The organism is Parashewanella tropica (genome assembly GCF_004358445.1).
GTDB lineage: Bacteria > Pseudomonadota > Gammaproteobacteria > Enterobacterales > Shewanellaceae > Parashewanella > Parashewanella tropica.
On the sequence record NZ_CP037951.1, the window covers coordinates 351,275 to 372,001 of the forward strand.

General features: G+C 53.4%; 5 protein-coding genes. All 5 read left to right on the top strand.

Features of this window, described 5'->3' with window-relative positions:
- The first annotated feature begins 61 nt into the window (after positions 1-61).
- The 5 genes from hemC to E2H97_RS01575 all read left to right on the top strand — a co-directional run bounded on the left by hemC (position 62) and on the right by E2H97_RS01575 (position 20,680).
- Positions 62-988: a hydroxymethylbilane synthase gene (hemC, locus tag E2H97_RS01555; protein ID WP_133405494.1), complete on the top strand. Its 927-nt coding sequence runs from the start codon at positions 62-64 to the stop codon at positions 986-988.
- Between the two features lie 43 nt (positions 989-1,031).
- Positions 1,032-1,772, top strand: a complete 741-nt coding sequence (locus tag E2H97_RS01560; protein ID WP_133405495.1) for a uroporphyrinogen-III synthase — start codon at positions 1,032-1,034, stop codon at positions 1,770-1,772.
- Complete coding sequence (locus E2H97_RS01565) at positions 1,772-2,851, top strand: uroporphyrinogen-III C-methyltransferase (protein WP_133405496.1); 1,080 nt, start codon at positions 1,772-1,774, stop codon at positions 2,849-2,851. Before E2H97_RS01560 ends, E2H97_RS01565 begins: the two co-directional genes overlap by 1 nt.
- Positions 2,848-4,008 (top strand): heme biosynthesis HemY N-terminal domain-containing protein, encoded by a 1,161-nt coding sequence (locus E2H97_RS01570; protein WP_133405497.1) that lies wholly within the window; start codon positions 2,848-2,850, stop codon positions 4,006-4,008. Before E2H97_RS01565 ends, E2H97_RS01570 begins: the two co-directional genes overlap by 4 nt.
- A 262-nt stretch (positions 4,009-4,270) precedes the next feature.
- The gene (locus E2H97_RS01575; protein WP_133405498.1) at positions 4,271-20,680 is read left to right on the top strand and encodes a retention module-containing protein; all 16,410 of its coding nucleotides are present in this window, start codon (positions 4,271-4,273) and stop codon (positions 20,678-20,680) included.
- Positions 20,681-20,727 lie beyond the last annotated feature (47 nt).

Consider the following 20,727-nt stretch of genomic DNA (forward strand, 5'->3'; position numbering starts at 1 on the left):
AACTTTATCAGGGCAATGATAGCATTGCTCTAATCATTGAGTCGTAAAAGTGGAACCGTCGATGTCTCAACCTGTCATTCGTATTGCAACCCGCAAAAGTCCTCTTGCCATGTGGCAAGCAGAGTATGTTAAACAACGCCTTGAGCAAATCCATGGTGATATCACCGTAGAGCTGCTGCCGATGAGTACTAAAGGAGACGTGATTTTAGATACGCCTCTGGCCAAAGTTGGTGGAAAGGGATTGTTCGTAAAAGAGCTTGAAGTCGCGATGTTAGAAGGCCGTGCTGATATCGCTGTGCATTCGATGAAAGATGTGCCTGTCGACTTCCCTGAGGGATTAGGCTTACATGTGATTTGTGAGCGTGAAGATCCGCGTGATGCTTTCGTTTCCAATACCTACAAGAGTATTACAGAATTGCCACAAGGTGCGATTGTTGGAACCTCTAGTTTGCGTCGTCAATGTCAGTTACGTGCCTTGCGTCCCGATCTTGAAATCCGTGATTTACGCGGAAACGTAGGCACTCGTCTCGCCAAGCTTGATAACGGTGATTACGATGCCATTATTCTTGCGGCAGCCGGACTGATCCGTCTTGAATTGTCTAATCGAATTGCCAGCTTTATTGAGCCTGAAGTGTCACTGCCTGCTAACGGTCAAGGTGCGGTAGGGATTGAATGTCGCATGGATGACGAGCAAGTCAAAGCCCTATTAGCGCCACTTGAGCATCAAGAAACCCGCTATCGCGTTTTAGCCGAACGTGCGATGAATACTCGATTAGAAGGGGGCTGTCAGGTGCCGATAGGCGCGTTTGCTCAAATTGACGGTGATCAACTATCGTTAAGAGGATTAGTGGGCGCACCTGATGGCAGTGAAATCATTGCTGATTCAGTGACAGGTGATAAGCAGCAAGCCACGGAGTTAGGTATTGAACTCGCTGAAAAATTGCTAGCGCAAGGGGCTAAAGCCATTCTCGATGCAGTCTACAAATAAAATCAATCATCATTGAAGGTATGAACAGTAAGGGCGACATGAAATGAAGGTGCTATTGACTCGACCCAAAGGAAAAAACCTTACTTTGGCGAGTAAGTTAAATGACCTAGGGATAGAAAGTCTATGCCAGCCCTTATTGTCGATATCTGCAGTGACACCTTCTGCGGATAAACTGGCGGTTGTTGAAAGCTCTCAGAAAGTCATATTTATCAGTGTTAATGCGGTAAATTGTGCGCCTGAAGAATTATTTCAGGCGTTGAGTCATTCTACACAAGTATTTGCCATTGGCTCCGCCACAAAAGAGCAATTAAAGTGCAAAGGGATAGAGGCGAAGTGTCCACCAAAACTTGAGCAGCACAGTGAGGGGTTGTTATCCCTATCTCAATTTCAGGATTTAAGCGGGCAAACTGTGGTTATTGTACGTGGACAAGGTGGTCGAGAGTTGTTGGCTGAACAAATTCAGCAGCGTGGTGGTGAGGTTCATTACATCGAAGCTTATCAAAGGCTTTTACCTGAGCTTGATGCCGCGTCTTGTATAACTGAATGGAAACTGCAAAACGTGGATACAGTTATCATCACCAGTGGTGAGATCCTCACAAACCTATTAACATTAATGGAAAAAACCGACAGTGATTGGCTCAAACAATGCCAATTAATCGTCGTTAGCGAACGAATTGAAGCCATGGCGAAATCGAACGGATTTGCCAAGGTGATGAACGCTGGTGGAGCAAGTGAACTTGCTTTGCTAGAGACCTGTACATTGCTTCATCAAGGATCATCATAATGGAATCAGCCCAAACTGAATCAGAGCCAGTTAAGTCTGAGGTTAAGTCAGCTGTGGCGAGCTCAAAGGGCAAAGCTAAAGCGAAAACCTCAATCTGGATAATATTGAGTATCTTGCTTTGTTTTACTGTGAGCTGCGGGATTGTGGCTACGGGGTATTACTTTTATAACCAGCAACAATCAAAAGAAGCAGAATGGCATGCACAGATAGCGAGTGTTGAGCAGAAACTACAACAACAGAATTCATACACGGCACAGCTCAAAGCAGAAAACCAAAGTGTTAACCAAAAAAGCCAGCAGCTACAGCAACGTGTGGCAGAATTAGAAAGTAATGTCAGTGGACTAGCCAAACGCAGCCCCAAACATTGGATGGCAGCGGAAGCGGATTATCTTGTACGTATGGCGGGTCGGAAACTGTGGTTAGAAAATGATCCTATGACGGCGACTGAATTATTGAAAGCTGCCGATCAGCAGATTGCATCGATGCAAGACCCTTCGTTATTGCAAATCAGAAAAGCCATTTCTCGGGATCTATCCAAAGTCAAATCCATAAACGAAACCGATATTACAGGTGCTGTATTTGCTATTGATGGCGTGATTGAGCAGCTAGATAGCTTACCACTCAATCAATTTAAACCGAAAGTAACAGTACAGCCTGAAGATAATGTCTTGTCAGAATCGATTGATGATTGGAAAGAAAACATTAATAAGACCTGGCAAGCGTTAATTAAGGATTTTATTCATATTCGTAAACGTCAGGGGGATGTACAGCCTTTGATGTCACCAAAACAGCGTTGGTATCTACAAGAAAATATTAAAAACAAATTACTGCAAGCACAGCTAGCCTTGTATCGCAACGACGAAGTGAATTTTCATCACTCTATTCAGTTAGCGCACAAGTGGTTATCTGAATATTTTGATCTGCAAAATGAAACCACTAAAAATGCATTAAATGAGCTTGAGCAATTGAAAAGGTTGACGCTTTCTCATACACAAATCCGTCGTTTTGATTCGGTTCCATTACTCAAGCAACTCGTCACTTATGGTCACTTGTCAGCGGTGAGGGAGCCTTCTCTATGATCAGGACACTCGCTTATATTGTGATCATATTACTTGGGTTAGTGATCAGCCCTTGGATCTTATCTCATACAGGTTATCTATATTTATCGATTGGCGACTATGAGGTCGAAACCAGCGTGGTTTTCGCTGTGGTGGCGCTGTTAGTGATCTTCAGTTTAATACAGCTTATTGAGTGGCTCATTGTCAGTGTTATTAACACCTTTGTACGCCGAGGTTGGTTATCCAGCCATTGGCGCAAACAATCAGCACGAAAGCATACGTTACAGGGCGCACTCTTCATCGCCGAAGAAGATTGGTTGAGCGCTGAACAGTCGATGTGTAAAGGTGCAAATAATGGCGAATTGCCTTTGGTTAACTGGCTTGCCGCTGCAAGGGCTGCGCATCACCAAGGCAATATTCAACAAAGAGAGCATTACCTCAATCAAGCTGAAAAGCTGGCAGAGAAAAAGTCCTCAATTGCGGTGACTCGAGTTCGTTATTTGATCAAGCAAGGAGAATTAGATTCTGCTAGGACACAGCTAGATAAACTCATTGCTTCAGACAGTAATAAGGCCACATTAATTAAGCTGGGGTTAGAGCTATATCGCTTACAACAAGATTGGTCGGCGTTGAAAATATTACTGCCAAAAGTGGTAAAACTAAAATTGCTGAATGAAATCGAGCTTAATGAACTACAGCATCAAGTGAATCAGTCATTACTGAAAGGGGCTGACAATACTCCCGAATTAGAAAAAGTTTGGCATTGGTTGAGTCGAAAAGAGCGCAAAGAACCGAGCAATATAGCAGAATATGTCAAGTGCTTAGCAAAGCTGGGTGATAAGGCTCAGGCAAAGAAATTGGTTCATAAAGCCATAAAGTCACAACCTGTTAATGAGCTATTTGATTTACTTCCAGATGTGATTAACGCTGAGGATAGTGATATACGCAAGTTATTAGCTGGATTAGAATCGTCACAGGATAACAATGCCAGTTATCATCGTTGTTTAGCGATCCTAAATCAGCAAACTAATGATTTTCCTGAAGCTAAGCGACACTGGCTGCGAGTGAATCAATTACAGCCTTGCGTATCCAGCTGGACAGCATTAGGTAAACTTCACGAACAGCTTGGTGAACAAACCGAGGCACTTAACTGTTATCGCCACGCGTTACATTCTTAAATAGTGCATGCATTGGAGTGAACGGTTGTTTACTCCAAATCTTACATCAGATCTCATTAATTTCCTTTCTTCTTCATAAAAATCTTTAATTACTTTGATACAAATTTGTTACATAAAATGTTCAATTAAAATATGGCGTTATAAAAAAGTGTCAAAAGTTTGACCAGCCTAAAGAGGCTAGATAGAATAAGGGCTCTAATCGCTAAGATCATAAAATTACGAACATAACGTAGATTGTTTTTTTCTGTTGCAGGGAGTCGCTATGAAAAGAGTTATTACTACTCAAACGGGTTCATTGGTTTCATTTCAAGGAAGACTATCAATTGAAATTAATGGAGTAAAAGTCACACCAAGCATGGGACTACTACTTCCTACGGGTAGTATTATCGATTATGAAAATGACACAATTTTTAATATCGAATTTCAAGATGGCTCACAACTAGTCCAACAATCTCAATCACAACCTGCACTCGGAACAGAACCTCTCGATGAAATCGAAGCCATTCAGCAGCTTATTGCCGAAGGTGAGGACCCAATCGAATCATTACCTGAAACCGCAGCTGGGGGAAACTCAGGCCGTCAAGGCGATGATGGCTTTGTAAGTGTTAGCCGTGATGGTGCAGAAACCATCGCGAGTGCTGGATTTGATACGGGTTTCATTCCTGCTGCCGATTTACAGCAAACTCAACCTGATGTTTTTGTTCGTGATGATCAACCTAGCCAATTAGTAAACGATTTAAATACTGGCAATGAAGATACAAGACTTTTTGGTAATGTTCTAAATAATGACAGCGACCCAGATAGCCTGCTAACCATAGTCAATTACCAAGTTAACGGCCAAACCATAACCGCTGGCAACTCCATTACAATTGCCGGTGGCACTTTTACTTTGTTTGCTAATGGTAACTACACATTCCTTCCTGCGCAAAATTGGAACGGTACCCTACCAAGCATTAATTACTTCACCAATACTGGTTCAAGTGCTTCATTAAATCTAACCGTTAATCCAGTCGATGATGCGCCTATTGCCAATAACGATGAAATCAGTACCGATGAAGATACACCTGTCACCATCGATGTACTAGATAACGATTCAGATATCGATGGAGATGCGCTTACCATTACAGGTGCTACGGTAGATGTGACGCAAGGCACAGTTCAAATCGTCGATGGCCAACTGGTATTCAATCCAGCCGAGAATTTCAACGGCACCGCTACCATCACCTACACCATCAGCGATGGCAATGGTGGAACTGATACAGCAACCGTTACGGTGAATGTTAATCCTATTAACGATGCCCCAATCTTCCAGCCCAATGATGGTGACCAGTACAGCTTTGGCTACGATGAAAACAGCAGTGCCGGTCACATCATCGGCACGGTCACGGCCACCGACGCCGACAAAGACAGCGTCAGCTATCGCATCACCAGCGGCAACGACAACGGCTGGTTCGCCATCAACAGCAGCGGTCAAATCACCCTAACGGCGGCGGGCGCAGCGGCGGCGGCCAACGACTACGAAGTGCTGAACAACGTACACACCTTAGTGGTGGAAGCCAGCGACGGCAGTCGTACCGACAGCGTCACAGTGGTGCTCAATGAGCGGAACGTGAACGACAACGATCCGATCTTCCAGCCCAATGATGGTGACCAGTACAGCTTTGGCTACGATGAAAACAGCAGTGCCGGTCACATCATCGGCACGGTCACGGCCACCGACGCCGACAAAGACAGCGTCAGCTATCGCATCACCAGCGGCAACGACAACGGCTGGTTCGCCATCAACAGCAGCGGTCAAATCACCCTAACGGCGGCGGGCGCAGCGGCGGCGGCCAACGACTACGAAGTGCTGAACAATGTACACACCTTAGTGGTGGAAGCCAGCGACGGCAGTCGCACCGACAGCGTCACAGTGGTGCTCAATGAGCGGAACGTGAACGACAACGATCCGATCTTCCAGCCCAATGATGGTGACCAGTACAGCTTTGGCTACGATGAAAACAGCAGTGCCGGTCACATCATCGGCACGGTCACGGCCACCGACGCCGACAAAGACAGCGTCAGCTATCGCATCACCAGCGGCAACGACAACGGCTGGTTCGCCATCAACAGCAGCGGTCAAATCACCCTAACGGCGGCGGGCGCAGCGGCGGCGGCCAACGACTACGAAGTGCTGAACAACGTACACACCTTAGTGGTGGAAGCCAGCGACGGCAGTCGCATCGACAGCGTCACAGTGGTGCTCAATGAGCGGAACGTGAACGACAACGATCCGATCTTCCAGCCCAATGATGGTGACCAGTACAGCTTTGGCTACGATGAAAACAGCAGTGCCGGTCACATCATCGGCACGGTCACGGCCACCGACGCCGACAAAGACAGCGTCAGCTATCGCATCACCAGCGGCAACGACAACGGCTGGTTCGCCATCAACAGCAGCGGTCAAATCACCCTAACGGCGGCGGGCGCAGCGGCGGCGGCCAACGACTACGAAGTGCTGAACAACGTACACACCTTAGTGGTGGAAGCCAGCGACGGCAGTCGTACCGACAGCGTCACAGTGGTGCTCAATGAGCGGAACGTGAACGACAACGATCCGATCTTCCAGCCCAATGATGGTGACCAGTACAGCTTTGGCTACGATGAAAACAGCAGTGCCGGTCACATCATCGGCACGGTCACGGCCACCGACGCCGACAAAGACAGCGTCAGCTATCGCATCACCAGCGGCAACGACAACGGCTGGTTCGCCATCAACAGCAGCGGTCAAATCACCCTAACGGCGGCGGGCGCAGCGGCGGCGGCCAACGACTACGAAGTGCTGAACAACGTACACACCTTAGTGGTGGAAGCCAGCGACGGCAGTCGCACCGACAGCGTCACAGTGGTGCTCAATGAGCGGAACGTGAACGACAACGATCCGATCTTCCAGCCCAATGATGGTGACCAGTACAGCTTTGGCTACGATGAAAACAGCAGTGCCGGTCACATCATCGGCACGGTCACGGCCACCGACGCCGACAAAGACAGCGTCAGCTATCGCATCACCAGCGGCAACGACAACGGCTGGTTCGCCATCAACAGCAGCGGTCAAATCACCCTAACGGCGGCGGGCGCAGCGGCGGCGGCCAACGACTACGAAGTGCTGAACAACGTACACACCTTAGTGGTGGAAGCCAGCGACGGCAGTCGCACCGACAGCGTCACAGTGGTGCTCAATGAGCGGAACGTGAACGACAACGATCCGATCTTCCAGCCCAATGATGGTGACCAGTACAGCTTTGGCTACGATGAAAACAGCAGTGCCGGTCACATCATCGGCACGGTCACGGCCACCGACGCCGACAAAGACAGCGTCAGCTATCGCATCACCAGCGGCAACGACAACGGCTGGTTCGCCATCAACAGCAGCGGTCAAATCACCCTAACGGCGGCGGGCGCAGCGGCGGCGGCCAACGACTACGAAGTGCTGAACAACGTACACACCTTAGTGGTGGAAGCCAGCGACGGCAGTCGCATCGACAGCGTCACAGTGGTGCTCAATGAGCGGAACGTGAACGACAACGATCCGATCTTCCAGCCCAATGATGGTGACCAGTACAGCTTTGGCTACGATGAAAACAGCAGTGCCGGTCACATCATCGGCACGGTCACGGCCACCGACGCCGACAAAGACAGCGTCAGCTATCGCATCACCAGCGGCAACGACAACGGCTGGTTCGCCATCAACAGCAGCGGTCAAATCACCCTAACGGCGGCGGGCGCAGCGGCGGCGGCCAACGACTACGAAGTGCTGAACAACGTACACACCTTAGTGGTGGAAGCCAGCGACGGCAGTCGTACCGACAGCGTCACAGTGGTGCTCAATGAGCGGAACGTGAACGACAACGATCCGATCTTCCAGCCCAATGATGGTGACCAGTACAGCTTTGGCTACGATGAAAACAGCAGTGCCGGTCACATCATCGGCACGGTCACGGCCACCGACGCCGACAAAGACAGCGTCAGCTATCGCATCACCAGCGGCAACGACAACGGCTGGTTCGCCATCAACAGCAGCGGTCAAATCACCCTAACGGCGGCGGGCGCAGCGGCGGCGGCCAACGACTACGAAGTGCTGAACAACGTACACACCTTAGTGGTGGAAGCCAGCGACGGCAGTCGCATCGACAGCGTCACAGTGGTGCTCAATGAGCGGAACGTGAACGACAACGATCCGATCTTCCAGCCCAATGATGGTGACCAGTACAGCTTTGGCTACGATGAAAACAGCAGTGCCGGTCACATCATCGGCACGGTCACGGCCACCGACGCCGACAAAGACAGCGTCAGCTATCGCATCACCAGCGGCAACGACAACGGCTGGTTCGCCATCAACAGCAGCGGTCAAATCACCCTAACGGCGGCGGGCGCAGCGGCGGCGGCCAACGACTACGAAGTGCTGAACAACGTACACACCTTAGTGGTGGAAGCCAGCGACGGCAGTCGCACCGACAGCGTCACAGTGGTGCTCAATGAGCGGAACGTGAACGACAACGATCCGATCTTCCAGCCCAATGATGGTGACCAGTACAGCTTTGGCTACGATGAAAACAGCAGTGCCGGTCACATCATCGGCACGGTCACGGCCACCGACGCCGACAAAGACAGCGTCAGCTATCGCATCACCAGCGGCAACGACAACGGCTGGTTCGCCATCAACAGCAGCGGTCAAATCACCCTAACGGCGGCGGGCGCAGCGGCGGCGGCCAACGACTACGAAGTGCTGAACAACGTACACACCTTAGTGGTGGAAGCCAGCGACGGCAGTCGTACCGACAGCGTCACAGTGGTGCTCAATGAGCGGAACGTGAACGACAACGATCCGATCTTCCAGCCCAATGATGGTGACCAGTACAGCTTTGGCTACGATGAAAACAGCAGTGCCGGTCACATCATCGGCACGGTCACGGCCACCGACGCCGACAAAGACAGCGTCAGCTATCGCATCACCAGCGGCAACGACAACGGCTGGTTCGCCATCAACAGCAGCGGTCAAATCACCCTAACGGCGGCGGGCGCAGCGGCGGCGGCCAACGACTACGAAGTGCTGAACAACGTACACACCTTAGTGGTGGAAGCCAGCGACGGCAGTCGCACCGACAGCGTCACAGTGGTGCTCAATGAGCGGAACGTGAACGACAACGATCCGATCTTCCAGCCCAATGATGGTGACCAGTACAGCTTTGGCTACGATGAAAACAGCAGTGCCGGTCACATCATCGGCACGGTCACGGCCACCGACGCCGACAAAGACAGCGTCAGCTATCGCATCACCAGCGGCAACGACAACGGCTGGTTCGCCATCAACAGCAGCGGTCAAATCACCCTAACGGCGGCGGGCGCAGCGGCGGCGGCCAACGACTACGAAGTGCTGAACAACGTACACACCTTAGTGGTGGAAGCCAGCGACGGCAGTCGCACCGACAGCGTCACAGTGGTGCTCAATGAGCGGAACGTGAACGACAACGATCCGATCTTCCAGCCCAATGATGGTGACCAGTACAGCTTTGGCTACGATGAAAACAGCAGTGCCGGTCACATCATCGGCACGGTCACGGCCACCGACGCCGACAAAGACAGCGTCAGCTATCGCATCACCAGCGGCAACGACAACGGCTGGTTCGCCATCAACAGCAGCGGTCAAATCACCCTAACGGCGGCGGGCGCAGCGGCGGCGGCCAACGACTACGAAGTGCTGAACAACGTACACACCTTAGTGGTGGAAGCCAGCGACGGCAGTCGCACCGACAGCGTCACAGTGGTGCTCAATGAGCGGAACGTGAACGACAACGATCCGATCTTCCAGCCCAATGATGGTGACCAGTACAGCTTTGGCTACGATGAAAACAGCAGTGCCGGTCACATCATCGGCACGGTCACGGCCACCGACGCCGACAAAGACAGCGTCAGCTATCGCATCACCAGCGGCAACGACAACGGCTGGTTCGCCATCAACAGCAGCGGTCAAATCACCCTAACGGCGGCGGGCGCAGCGGCGGCGGCCAACGACTACGAAGTGCTGAACAACGTACACACCTTAGTGGTGGAAGCCAGCGACGGCAGTCGCACCGACAGCGTCACAGTGGTGCTCAATGAGCGGAACGTGAACGACAACGATCCGATCTTCCAGCCCAATGATGGTGACCAGTACAGCTTTGGCTACGATGAAAACAGCAGTGCCGGTCACATCATCGGCACGGTCACGGCCACCGACGCCGACAAAGACAGCGTCAGCTATCGCATCACCAGCGGCAACGACAACGGCTGGTTCGCCATCAACAGCAGCGGTCAAATCACCCTAACGGCGGCGGGCGCAGCGGCGGCGGCCAACGACTACGAAGTGCTGAACAACGTACACACCTTAGTGGTGGAAGCCAGCGACGGCAGTCGTACCGACAGCGTCACAGTGGTGCTCAATGAGCGGAACGTGAACGACAACGATCCGATCTTCCAGCCCAATGATGGTGACCAGTACAGCTTTGGCTACGATGAAAACAGCAGTGCCGGTCACATCATCGGCACGGTCACGGCCACCGACGCCGACAAAGACAGCGTCAGCTATCGCATCACCAGCGGCAACGACAACGGCTGGTTCGCCATCAACAGCAGCGGTCAAATCACCCTAACGGCGGCGGGCGCAGCGGCGGCGGCCAACGACTACGAAGTGCTGAACAACGTACACACCTTAGTGGTGGAAGCCAGCGACGGCAGTCGCACCGACAGCGTCACAGTGGTGCTCAATGAGCGGAACGTGAACGACAACGATCCGATCTTCCAGCCCAATGATGGTGACCAGTACAGCTTTGGCTACGATGAAAACAGCAGTGCCGGTCACATCATCGGCACGGTCACGGCCACCGACGCCGACAAAGACAGCGTCAGCTATCGCATCACCAGCGGCAACGACAACGGCTGGTTCGCCATCAACAGCAGCGGTCAAATCACCCTAACGGCGGCGGGCGCAGCGGCGGCGGCCAACGACTACGAAGTGCTGAACAACGTACACACCTTAGTGGTGGAAGCCAGCGACGGCAGTCGCACCGACAGCGTCACAGTGGTGCTCAATGAGCGGAACGTGAACGACAACGATCCGATCTTCCAGCCCAATGATGGTGACCAGTACAGCTTTGGCTACGATGAAAACAGCAGTGCCGGTCACATCATCGGCACGGTCACGGCCACCGACGCCGACAAAGACAGCGTCAGCTATCGCATCACCAGCGGCAACGACAACGGCTGGTTCGCCATCAACAGCAGCGGTCAAATCACCCTAACGGCGGCGGGCGCAGCGGCGGCGGCCAACGACTACGAAGTGCTGAACAACGTACACACCTTAGTGGTGGAAGCCAGCGACGGCAGTCGCACCGACAGCGTCACAGTGGTGCTCAATGAGCGGAACGTGAACGACAACGATCCGATCTTCCAGCCCAATGATGGTGACCAGTACAGCTTTGGCTACGATGAAAACAGCAGTGCCGGTCACATCATCGGCACGGTCACGGCCACCGACGCCGACAAAGACAGCGTCAGCTATCGCATCACCAGCGGCAACGACAACGGCTGGTTCGCCATCAACAGCAGCGGTCAAATCACCCTAACGGCGGCGGGCGCAGCGGCGGCGGCCAACGACTACGAAGTGCTGAACAACGTACACACCTTAGTGGTGGAAGCCAGCGACGGCAGTCGCATCGACAGCGTCACAGTGGTGCTCAATGAGCGGAACGTGAACGACAACGATCCGATCTTCCAGCCCAATGATGGTGACCAGTACAGCTTTGGCTACGATGAAAACAGCAGTGCCGGTCACATCATCGGCACGGTCACGGCCACCGACGCCGACAAAGACAGCGTCAGCTATCGCATCACCAGCGGCAACGACAACGGCTGGTTCGCCATCAACAGCAGCGGTCAAATCACCCTAACGGCGGCGGGCGCAGCGGCGGCGGCCAACGACTACGAAGTGCTGAACAACGTACACACCTTAGTGGTGGAAGCCAGCGACGGCAGTCGCACCGACAGCGTCACAGTGGTGCTCAATGAGCGGAACGTGAACGACAACGATCCGATCTTCCAGCCCAATGATGGTGACCAGTACAGCTTTGGCTACGATGAAAACAGCAGTGCCGGTCACATCATCGGCACGGTCACGGCCACCGACGCCGACAAAGACAGCGTCAGCTATCGCATCACCAGCGGCAACGACAACGGCTGGTTCGCCATCAACAGCAGCGGTCAAATCACCCTGACGGCGGCGGGCGCAGCGGCGGCGGCCAACGACTACGAAGTGCTGAACAATGTACACACCTTAGTGGTGGAAGCCAGCGACGGCAGTCGTACCGACAGCGTCACAGTGGTGCTCAATGAGCGGAACGTGAACGACAACGATCCGATCTTCCAGCCCAATGATGGTGACCAGTACAGCTTTGGCTACGATGAAAACAGCAGTGCGGGTCATGTCATCGGCACCGTGGTGGCGACGGACGCAGACAAAGACAGCGTGACCTATCGCATCACCAGTGGCAACGACAACGGCTGGTTCGCCATCAACAGCAGCGGTCAAATCACCCTAACGGCGGTGGGCGCCGCCGCAGCGGCCAACGACTATGAAGTGCTGAGCAACGTGCACACCTTAGTGGTGGAAGCCAGCGACGGCAGTCGCACCGACAGCGTCACAGTGGTGCTCAATGAGCGGAACGTGAACGACAACGATCCGATCTTCCAGCCCAATGATGGTGACCAGTACAGCTTTGGCTACGATGAAAACAGCAGTGCCGGTCACATCATCGGCACGGTCACGGCCACCGACGCCGACAAAGACAGCGTCAGCTATCGCATCACCAGCGGCAACGACAACGGCTGGTTCGCCATCAACAGCAGCGGTCAAATCACCCTGACGGCGGCGGGCGCCGCGGCGGCGGCCAACGACTACGAAGTGCTGAACAACGTACACACCTTAGTGGTGGAAGCCAGCGACGGCAGTCGCATCGACAGCGTCACAGTGGTGCTCAATGAGCGGAACGTGAACGACAACGATCCGATCTTCCAGCCCAATGATGGTGACCAGTACAGCTTTGGCTACGATGAAAACAGCAGTGCCGGTCACATCATCGGCACGGTCACGGCCACCGACGCCGACAAAGACAGCGTCAGCTATCGCATCACCAGCGGCAACGACAACGGCTGGTTCGCCATCAACAGCAGCGGTCAAATCACCCTAACGGCGGCGGGCGCAGCGGCGGCGGCCAACGACTACGAAGTGCTGAATAACGTACACACCTTAGTGGTGGAAGCCAGCGACGGCAGTCGTACCGACAGCGTCACAGTGGTGCTCAATGAGCGGAACGTGAACGACAACGATCCGATCTTCCAGCCCAATGATGGTGACCAGTACAGCTTTGGCTACGATGAAAACAGCAGTGCCGGTCACATCATCGGCACGGTCACGGCCACCGACGCCGACAAAGACAGCGTCAGCTATCGCATCACCAGCGGCAACGACAACGGCTGGTTCGCCATCAACAGCAGCGGTCAAATCACCCTAACGGCGGCGGGCGCAGCGGCGGCGGCCAACGACTACGAAGTGCTGAACAACGTACACACCTTAGTGGTGGAAGCCAGCGACGGCAGTCGCACCGACAGCGTCACAGTGGTGCTCAATGAGCGGAACGTGAACGACAACGATCCGATCTTCCAGCCCAATGATGGTGACCAGTACAGCTTTGGCTACGATGAAAACAGCAGTGCGGGTCATGTCATCGGCACCGTGGTGGCGACGGACGCAGACAAAGACAGCGTGACCTATCGCATCACCAGTGGCAACGACAACGGCTGGTTCGCCATCAACAGCAGCGGTCAAATCACCCTAACGGCGGTGGGCGCCGCCGCAGCGGCCAACGACTATGAAGTGCTGAGCAACGTGCACACCTTAGTGGTGGAAGCCAGCGACGGCAGTCGCACCGACAGCGTCACAGTGGTGCTCAATGAGCGGAACGTGAACGACAACGATCCGATCTTCCAGCCCAATGATGGTGACCAGTACAGCTTTGGCTACGATGAAAACAGCAGTGCCGGTCACATCATCGGCACGGTCACGGCCACCGACGCCGACAAAGACAGCGTCAGCTATCGCATCACCAGCGGCAACGACAACGGCTGGTTCGCCATCAACAGCAGCGGTCAAATCACCCTAACGGCGGCGGGCGCAGCGGCGGCGGCCAACGACTACGAAGTGCTGAACAACGTACACACCTTAGTGGTGGAAGCCAGCGACGGCAGTCGCACCGACAGCGTCACAGTGGTGCTCAATGAGCGGAACGTGAACGACAACGATCCGATCTTCCAGCCCAATGATGGTGACCAGTACAGCTTTGGCTACGATGAAAACAGCAGTGCCGGTCACATCATCGGCACGGTCACGGCCACCGACGCCGACAAAGACAGCGTCAGCTATCGCATCACCAGCGGCAACGACAACGGCTGGTTCGCCATCAACAGCAGCGGTCAAATCACCCTAACGGCGGCGGGCGCAGCGGCGGCGGCCAACGACTACGAAGTGCTGAACAACGTACACACCTTAGTGGTGGAAGCCAGCGACGGCAGTCGTACCGACAGCGTCACAGTGGTGCTCAATGAGCGGAACGTGAACGACAACGATCCGATCTTCCAGCCCAATGATGGTGACCAGTACAGCTTTGGCTACGATGAAAACAGCAGTGCCGGTCACATCATCGGCACGGTCACGGCCACCGACGCCGACAAAGACAGCGTCAGCTATCGCATCACCAGCGGCAACGACAACGGCTGGTTCGCCATCAACAGCAGCGGTCAAATCACCCTAACGGCGGCGGGCGCAGCGGCGGCGGCCAACGACTACGAAGTGCTGAACAACGTACACACCTTAGTGGTGGAAGCCAGCGACGGCAGTCGCACCGACAGCGTCACAGTGGTGCTCAATGAGCGGAACGTGAACGACAACGATCCGATCTTCCAGCCCAATGATGGTGACCAGTACAGCTTTGGCTACGATGAAAACAGCAGTGCCGGTCACATCATCGGCACGGTCACGGCCACCGACGCCGACAAAGACAGCGTCAGCTATCGCATCACCAGCGGCAACGACAACGGCTGGTTCGCCATCAACAGCAGCGGTCAAATCACCCTAACGGCGGCGGGCGCAGCGGCGGCGGCCAACGACTACGAAGTGCTGAACAACGTACACACCTTAGTGGTGGAAGCCAGCGACGGCAGTCGCATCGACAGCGTCACAGTGGTGCTCAATGAGCGGAACGTGAACGACAACGATCCGATCTTCCAGCCCAATGATGGTGACCAGTACAGCTTTGGCTACGATGAAAACAGCAGTGCCGGTCACATCATCGGCACGGTCACGGCCACCGACGCCGACAAAGACAGCGTCAGCTATCGCATCACCAGCGGCAACGACAACGGCTGGTTCGCCATCAACAGCAGCGGTCAAATCACCCTAACGGCGGCGGGCGCAGCGGCGGCGGCCAACGACTACGAAGTGCTGAACAACGTACACACCTTAGTGGTGGAAGCCAGCGACGGCAGTCGCACCGACAGCGTCACAGTGGTGCTCAATGAGCGGAACGTGAACGACAACGATCCGATCTTCCAGCCCAATGATGGTGACCAGTACAGCTTTGGCTACGATGAAAACAGCAGTGCCGGTCACATCATCGGCACGGTCACGGCCACCGACGCCGACAAAGACAGCGTCAGCTATCGCATCACCAGCGGCAACGACAACGGCTGGTTCGCCATCAACAGCAGCGGTCAAATCACCCTAACGGCGGCGGGCGCAGCGGCGGCGGCCAACGACTACGAAGTGCTGAACAACGTACACACCTTAGTGGTGGAAGCCAGCGACGGCAGTCGTACCGACAGCGTCACAGTGGTGCTCAATGAGCGGAACGTGAACGACAACGATCCGATCTTCCAGCCCAATGATGGTGACCAGTACAGCTTTGGCTACGATGAAAACAGCAGTGCCGGTCACATCATCGGCACGGTCACGGCCACCGACGCCGACAAAGACAGCGTCAGCTATCGCATCACCAGCGGCAACGACAACGGCTGGTTCGCCATCAACAGCAGCGGTCAAATCACCCTAACGGCGGCGGGCGCAGCGGCGGCGGCCAACGACTACGAAGTGCTGAACAACGTACACACCTTAGTGGTGGAAGCCAGCGACGGCAGTCGCACCGACAGCGTCACAGTGGTGCTCAATGAGCGGAACGTGAACGACAACGATCCGATCTTCCAGCCCAATGATGGTGACCAGTACAGCTTTGGCTACGATGAAAACAGCAGTGCCGGTCACATCATCGGCACGGTCACGGCCACCGACGCCGACAAAGACAGCGTCAGCTATCGCATCACCAGCGGCAACGACAACGGCTGGTTCGCCATCAACAGCAGCGGTCAAATCACCCTAACGGCGGCGGGCGCAGCGGCGGCGGCCAACGACTACGAAGTGCTGAACAACGTACACACCTTAGTGGTGGAAGCCAGCGACGGCAGTCGCACCGACAGCGTCACAGTGGTGCTCAATGAGCGGAACGTGAACGACAACGATCCGATCTTCCAGCCCAATGATGGTGACCAGTACAGCTTTGGCTACGATGAAAACAGCAGTGCCGGTCACATCATCGGCACGGTCACGGCCACCGACGCCGACAAAGACAGCGTCAGCTATCGCATCACCAGCGGCAACGACAACGGCTGGTTCGCCATCAACAGCAGCGGTCAAATCACCCTAACGGCGGCGGGCGCAGCGGCGGCGGCCAACGACTACGAAGTGCTGAACAACGTACACACCTTAGTGGTGGAAGCCAGCGACGGCAGTCGCACCGACAGCGTCACAGTGGTGCTCAATGAGCGGAACGTGAACGACAACGATCCGATCTTCCAGCCCAATGATGGTGACCAGTACAGCTTTGGCTACGATGAAAACAGCAGTGCCGGTCACATCATCGGCACGGTCACGGCCACCGACGCCGACAAAGACAGCGTCAGCTATCGCATCACCAGCGGCAACGACAACGGCTGGTTCGCCATCAACAGCAGCGGTCAAATCACCCTAACGGCGGCGGGCGCAGCGGCGGCGGCCAACGACTACGAAGTGCTGAACAACGTACACACCTTAGTGGTGGAAGCCAGCGACGGCAGTCGCACCGACAGCGTCACAGTGGTGCTCAATGAGCGGAACGTGAACGACAACGATCCGATCTTCCAGCCCAATGATGGTGACCAGTACAGCTTTGGCTACGATGAAAACAGCAGTGCCGGTCACATCATCGGCACGGTCACGGCCACCGACGCCGACAAAGACAGCGTCAGCTATCGCATCACCAGCGGCAACGACAACGGCTGGTTCGCCATCAACAGCAGCGGTCAAATCACCCTAACGGCGGCGGGCGCAGCGGCGGCGGCCAACGACTACGAAGTGCTGAACAACGTACACACCTTAGTGGTGGAAGCCAGCGACGGCAGTCGTACCGACAGCGTCACAGTGGTGCTCAATGAGCGGAACGTGAACGACAACGATCCGATCTTCCAGCCCAATGATGGTGACCAGTACAGCTTTGGCTACGATGAAAACAGCAGTGCCGGTCACATCATCGGCACGGTCACGGCCACCGACGCCGACAAAGACAGCGTCAGCTATCGCATCACCAGCGGCAACGACAACGGCTGGTTCGCCATCAACAGCAGCGGTCAAATCACCCTAACGGCGGCGGGCGCAGCGGCGGCGGCCAACGACTACGAAGTGCTGAACAACGTACACACCTTAGTGGTGGAAGCCAGCGACGGCAGTCGCACCGACAGCGTCACAGTGGTGCTCAATGAGCGGAACGTGAACGACAACGATCCGATCTTCCAGCCCAATGATGGTGACCAGTACAGCTTTGGCTACGATGAAAACAGCAGTGCCGGTCACATCATCGGCACGGTCACGGCCACCGACGCCGACAAAGACAGCGTCAGCTATCGCATCACCAGCGGCAACGACAACGGCTGGTTCGCCATCAACAGCAGCGGTCAAATCACCCTAACGGCGGCGGGCGCAGCGGCGGCGGCCAACGACTACGAAGTGCTGAACAATGTACACACCTTAGTGGTGGAAGCCAGCGACGGCAGTCGCACCGACAGCGTCACAGTGGTGCTCAATGAGCGGAACGTGAACGACAACGATCCGATCTTCCAGCCCAATGATGGTGACCAGTACAGCTTTGGCTACGATGAAAACAGCAGTGCCGGTCACATCATCGGCACGGTCACGGCCACCGACGCCGACAAAGACAGCGTCAGCTATCGCATCACCAGCGGCAACGACAACGGCTGGTTCGCCATCAACAGCAGCGGTCAAATCACCCTAACGGCGGCGGGCGCAGCGGCGGCGGCCAACGACTACGAAGTGCTGAACAACGTACACACCTTAGTGGTGGAAGCCAGCGACGGCAGTCGCATCGACAGCGTCACAGTGGTGCTCAATGAGCGGAACGTGAACGACAACGATCCGATCTTCCAGCCCAATGATGGTGACCAGTACAGCTTTGGCTACGATGAAAACAGCAGTGCCGGTCACATCATCGGCACGGTCACGGCCACCGACGCCGACAAAGACAGCGTCAGCTATCGCATCACCAGCGGCAACGACAACGGCTGGTTCGCCATCAACAGCAGCGGTCAAATCACCCTAACGGCGGCGGGCGCAGCGGCGGCGGCCAACGACTACGAAGTGCTGAACAACGTACACACCTTAGTGGTGGAAGCCAGCGACGGCAGTCGCACCGACAGCGTCACAGTGGTGCTCAATGAGCGGAACGTTGACGATACTCCGCCAACAATGTCATTCACCCCAAAAAGCAATCTTATCGCTTTCGAAAACTTTGAACATTTTGATAAATCAAAGGGAAGTCCTAATGGGGGGTATCGCGATGGTGCGGGTGATAGATGGGTGAGTTCAAATGGAACGCTTGCTAATCCAAATAAAGATCTTCTTGAAGGTTGGGATTTAGTGGGTGTTGATATCCATGAAGATCGACATAACGGTTATGGACAGAATACAGGTAATAACGAAGTTGGACATCATATGGATCTTGCTGGCGTTAATAATGGTGCAGCGACTCAAGTTCTGACTAATTTAATTCAGGGTAACCAATATACGCTCAGTTTGGATTTGAAAAGCCGTGGTACTAACAGTACTCCAACAGAGAGTATTGTACAGGTCATATGGAATGGAGAGTTAATTGCAACAATCAATCCACTTAATGGTGCTGGCGGTATTACTTATGCAGCTAATATAAATCCTAATGACTTTAAATTTACGGTATCCCCTGTTCCTAATGAATCTGGTTGGTATACCTATTCAATCAACTTAACTGCTAAGGGCGGTGAAAACAAGTTAACACTCAAAGAAGTTGGCGGGCTTAATGGATATGGAGGAACCCTTGTCGACAATGTCAAATGGACTACTGCTACGGATGATTCAGATGTTGGTGAAGTCGGTGTTCTTGCTGGGCAGAATGGCGCAGTTATCGGTGAGCTAACTTTGTCAGAAGCATCAAGCTTTGTTCTCAAAGTTAATGGTTCTATAGATAATCGCTTTGTAGTTGAAGCTCATCCTGACGGCAATGGTAAATACATAGTTAAGCTTAAGAGTGGTATATCACTTAATATCGATGACGATTTTACCTTGTCGATTACAGCTATTGATTCAGCTGGAAATGAATCCTCACCAATGAGTATCAATGTTCATACAACTAAACAGTTTATTACGTCGAATATCCATACTCTTGGCGGTAGTTCAGATACCATCAATTACAGTGAAGCTTCAGTATTAGATTTAAGCGGGGTAGTTAATGGAGCAGGTGCCGAAGAAGGTGACACTGTTAGAGTCATTTTGAAAATTGGTGATAGTGCCCCTGTAGAAATTTATACGACGGCAATTAAGCTTGGGAATGTTCTTGGTTGGAAGTTAGATGACCTCAATTTATATTCCATTTTTAGTGGTGCTTCCATTAGAACTAATACTCCATTATCTCTAAAGGTTCAGCTGCTAGACAGTAAAGGTGTATCAGGTCGAGGTGAGGTGATCGCAGAAAGTAATGAAGATACTGCAAACTTTACTTTTAACTATAACATTCCAGCATCATCAAACTCATTTAATCAAAGTGACGATACAGTTAACTCAGACAACGAGTCAGATGTTCAAAGTAACCTAATTCCTCAGTTTGCTATCAATAACCAGAAATCTGTAGGAGCACTTCAAAGTAGTGAAGCTCAATCTGACTTACCAACTTCAGAATTGAGTTTATCAGACTTACTCCAAGGCTCACTCATTGATAGCGCAAATTCTGAGAATGAAGAAATGACTCTAGCTGTTGATTTAAACAACCCACAACTGATTGAGCTTGATAGTCATGGCCGAGAAATCAATATTGGTAACGATTCTGCTCCTGAGCATGGAATGCATGCTGGCATGGGCAATGATACTGATCAGCAATTGCGTTTGGCTGAAACAGAAGCGGGTAGTCATGCGCAGGATGTGAGTGCTGAATCGGCAATATCGGAGCAGGATTGGGCTCATAAAATACAACCATAATGCGCTAAATGTGGCTCAGTCATGTTTTGAGCCACTTAATTTACTTG

What these genes read in the sequence shown, in the direction of transcription:
- E2H97_RS01570 (WP_133405497.1), top strand. Translation starts at nt 2,848, where the DNA reads ATGATCAGGACACTCGCTTATATTGTGATCATATTACTTGGGTTAGTG.
- E2H97_RS01575 (WP_133405498.1), top strand. Translation starts at nt 4,271, where the DNA reads ATGAAAAGAGTTATTACTACTCAAACGGGTTCATTGGTTTCATTTCAA.
- E2H97_RS01560 (WP_133405495.1), top strand. Translation starts at nt 1,032, where the DNA reads ATGAAGGTGCTATTGACTCGACCCAAAGGAAAAAACCTTACTTTGGCG.
- hemC (WP_133405494.1), top strand. Translation starts at nt 62, where the DNA reads ATGTCTCAACCTGTCATTCGTATTGCAACCCGCAAAAGTCCTCTTGCC.
- E2H97_RS01565 (WP_133405496.1), top strand. Translation starts at nt 1,772, where the DNA reads ATGGAATCAGCCCAAACTGAATCAGAGCCAGTTAAGTCTGAGGTTAAG.